Below are 4148 nucleotides of genomic sequence, written 5' to 3' on the forward strand. Positions count from 1 at the left end.
GGTACCTCGGTCTACACTGCCAACATCTTTAGGGTCGGAATGGGACTGTGGTGGCTCAGGCTTCGAACGTGGCTCAGGAGGCTCGGGCTTAGAACGTGGCACATTACGATAACTGGGCTCAGGCCTTTCTGACTTTTCGTTCTCATTTTTGCTTGGTGTCGGCGAGGGTTTAGACGGCGGAGGAGGCGGTGCTGGTTTAGGAGACGGGATACGTACTGAGTCACTATTGTCTGGCCATGATGGATTTTTAGGGCCATTCCAAAAGTCATCCAATGGATCAAGAAGTGTACCAAAGGTTCCAGGCAAGCCGACATTTACCGGGCCTGAAGAAGGCAGTCCGATATTAGGAGACTGTAGAGAAAGTGCTCCGCTTGGTAAAGACGGTGACGGATCTGAAGAACGGCGATCTCTATCATCATCTGCCGAAAACTGACCATGTGCCTCGTCTGTCCTCTTCTCATAATAAGAAGCCAGAAGTTGCTCTTCGAGCGCAGATGCAGGTTTATGAACTGAAGTATCTAGGAAAGCGACATTAATTCGGCCATTTACATATGTATTCACCATCTTGGCCGGCATATCGGTGACAACGTATCCCCCGACTTCTACGATATCTGAAAATATAGATCCACCGAGTTGAGTCGTAATCGTTTTATCAACAAAATTATAAAAAACACCACCTGACACTGGCGTTGGAGTACCTGTTGGCGGAGCAACTCCCATGCCCACGTTGTAAGTACCAGAAACGTCATATTCTCCATCAAGTGAGACTAACATCCCGGCTGAACTATATGCAGCAACCCCTGCTGATACCTGATGTACTCCCCCAAGAGCTATTGCATGTTGTTCAATATTATAACCTGCATAACCACCTGCAGTATAATACTGGAAGTAACCACCCGTTTCTAAAACTTTATTCATTATCTTCTACCGCAATTACTTTTTTGTCGCGCTTCTTTTAAGTAATAATCCTCTAAATCGGACCAAATAAGCCATCTCCAAGGTATTTTTAAAATAGACTCTCTAAAAATATTATCATATCTAGCAATTCTGATGTATATTAAAGATACCAATGCTATATTTATGTTTAGAAATAAGAGGATTACTGCAGCTATAAGTAAATAAGTTAGATTGTAGCTCACTTTGGGGGCGTAATTAAATATATAACGACCCAATATAATTATGGAAGGTAGAGCTGATGCGCAAATAAGCAAAGTTATTATATTTGTTTTTTTTCGTATCATTTACATCTACTCGATTAGCATTCACTATACTGCAATTATTATTTATAAAACGGCTAATCTCACAACTACGTAGATTGCTGTCTGCCCAACTTAGCTGCCTACATATCAGCTTTTATGTCATTCTTACTTCGAGACGAAAAATTATCGTTTTCTGTGCAAAGCATATATCAGAAGGGTACGTCAGAAAATCAAAAGCTATTCAGCATCGTAGGTGTAGTCCGATAGAGAAACTTTGTGCAAATGAGGAACTCAGTGGTGTCTTTGGAAAACACGACATCTTTCTTTCGTGAATTATATTCATTTTTATTTTTCTTCTTCAAACTCATTACTACTCTTCAATCGCATAATGGCTTGACAGCTGGTGAGGTGTGTTCTGGCACTTGCAAAGACGCTCAGACCGCTCTGCCGATCTTGAAGGGCTTCCTGTTTCTCCTGAGCTGACAACCGATGAAGTCTACCGAGTGATTTTCCCTCAGCCTTTGCTCGCTGAAAACCCGATTGCGTGCGTTCTACCAGAAAGTCGCGCTCAAACTGGGGTGCTACATTGATCATGTGCATCGTCAAATTACCTATTGAACTTGTCAGATCAACCTGACTCAGAACTAGATAGAGAAACCGAACTTTGGCGTTTGCTAGTTGCTACGCCGCAGTGTTGACATACTTTGCATCTCATCCAAGACGATCTAGCTTAGCAGATGTTAAAATAACTCTATTTCCAACTTATCTGTGTGGCGGGTAAAACTTGGGTGTGACGGCAATCTCAAGATTTTACAGGAAGCCTCCCAACAAAGAGCAATCGCAAAGTTTAGTTCAAGTTTTACAATCTAGAATATACATAAGTATAAAGTATATATTCAAGATTGTAGATGAGTGCAGGAGTACGGCGACTTTTAGTTTTGTTTGACGCCCAAATTCATTATGTTCGCTACACATAAAAAGCTTATTCGGATCCATTTTAAGTCGATCGATTAAGGCATAACCTAAAACATTTAGCTACGTGGAGTATCAGTTGCGGAGATTTTGCTTTTTGTTTTTGGCTTTTCTTTCAATGGGGACAATGGCGATGAGTGAAGAGGCTGGAAGAAAGCGCGTACTCATCTTTTCCGGCATGAGCGCATCTGTCAGTAACGCGTTTTATGGCCTACTTGAGGAAGCAAATCCAGAAATAGATAGCAGCTTTAGGCCGAAGAGCCTGAGCGAAGCAGATATTACAGTTTACTTCTTTAATGCTTGGAGTGATGCCCCAAGTGCTCCTGGAGCCAAAGAGCTCTATAATGTTTTTGACCGTCTTGATAAGTCTGATGTGCCACTTGTAAGCCAAGGTGTTTGGGCCACTATGAGTACTGGAAGGGAAATGCGGTTTGTTTTCTACTCATTGTCAGATGCCAAATACCCTCCGCTAGAATGTTATGCGCGTCACCTTGCTCTTGAAGCAAAGCGTGAACCTGGCGAGAATTTTGAAAACAATCACCTTTTCGACTGTGCTTCTGAGGCGGAATAAATAAATGGCTGTGTTTGTATTTGTGCTTCTAATGATATTGTTTCTCCCTTTCGCAATACATCAATTGAAATTACTGACTGACAACTTAATGAAAATAATATTGCCGAGAAGTAGGAGAGATTTTAAAGATGGATTTAAGCTCTCATTTTATCACTTCATACTGTCAATAGTCATTCTTTCGGCCTTCTTCATCACTGCCTATACGGCAAACTACATTATTGAATCTCTTAATTTTTCTGGAGTTTAAAATGGGACTTGATTGGAAACTTCGTGTAATTGGGCAGGCAGGTGCAACAATTCCTAAAACTTCTTTTAATGAAGGTGTTGGAGGTCAATTTGCCGGAGAACTCTATGCCTCGATATATAAGGCAAATGATTTTAAGAACAAAGTTGGATATGGGTGGGAAACCTCTGTAGCTCCCTCATATGTCGATGGGGAAAAAGTATCGGGAGGGCTTGGAATAGGTGCTGGAGTAACTGTCGGTGCTGGGATTGCATTTGAAGGACCGACACTTCAGCCTCAAAGAGGCTATCAGGCTGGTTTTCACTTTGTGGCTGCAGGGATGACAGTTACCTTACCCGACGAGTTCAATACTTCGAACGGTCTCTCACCGGATCTGCTTCAAGGCGTCGGTGTAGAGGTTACTTTTGGATTGGGCTTAAAAGTTGAGTGGGGTCCTGTTGTTCCAATAAGTTATGGTACTTTTAATGAAGTCTACCCTGTTCAGGAAGGTGACTTCCCTCTGCCAGAGCTTAACTCGAGTCAATTAGATCTAATTACGGGTCAAATTAGTATTGTAGATTATTATTTCCCTGAAAATGAAGATGCATCTTCATCGCCAAGTGCAGAAAATGATCATTGGCCCTCGATCAATCTTTCTCCTCCTTCCCCCACAGCTGGAGCAATAACTACTAATCTACCAGGCACAATAGGCACCTTTCTAGATCCATTAGACCCTGTATGGAATACACCGGCAATAAACTCTTGGCCTGATGACCGAAGTAGCAATGGTGATGGCGGGAGTTCATATGGAGACCCTGATGCAGGAGGAAGAGGAGCCTCTTCTGGTTCTGATCAGAGTTCCAGCACTGCACATGAAAACTCCTCCTCAAGTGGAGCATCTGATTACTTTGGCGGAGGCTATACTGGTGAGGGCTATAACGGGGTAGGTTCTGGCGGATACTCCAATAACTCTGGCAACAATTCTTCGGGATACAATAACGAGAAATCAGGAAGACCCGAGCCAAACTATGGTGGATCTGATGGCGGAGACCGTCACGGTCGGTCGGATGATCACAGCAGTAGTTATGGTAACTCAGATGCAGGCGGTGGCAGATCTTCTTCTACTGGTAGTTCTTCTTCCACTGGCGGTCGCAGCTACGATGATCATGTCAGAAGCGGAAGT

At 43.0% G+C, this 4148-nt stretch carries 1 protein-coding gene and 3 pseudogenes; 2 read left to right on the plus strand and 2 right to left on the minus strand.

The features are described 5' to 3' along the window. A pseudogene (locus AC3CB2_RS23410) lies at nt 1-918 on the minus strand (hypothetical protein); the annotation flags it as partial. Nucleotides 919-1544: 626 nt separating this feature from the next. Beyond that, nucleotides 1545-1865: pseudogene (locus AC3CB2_RS23415) on the minus strand (recombinase family protein); the annotation flags it as partial. A 439-nt stretch (nt 1866-2304) separates the two neighbouring features. Between AC3CB2_RS23415 and AC3CB2_RS23420 the strand changes: the two are divergent. Further along, nucleotides 2305-2742, plus strand: a complete 438-nt coding sequence (locus tag AC3CB2_RS23420; RefSeq protein ID WP_352936785.1) for a hypothetical protein — start codon at nt 2305-2307, stop codon at nt 2740-2742. Nucleotides 2743-2990: 248 nt separating this feature from the next. Beyond that, nucleotides 2991-4148 (plus strand): annotated as a pseudogene (locus AC3CB2_RS23425) (hypothetical protein); the annotation flags it as partial.

The sequence above is a fragment of the Pseudovibrio sp. SCP20 genome (assembly GCF_057774105.1).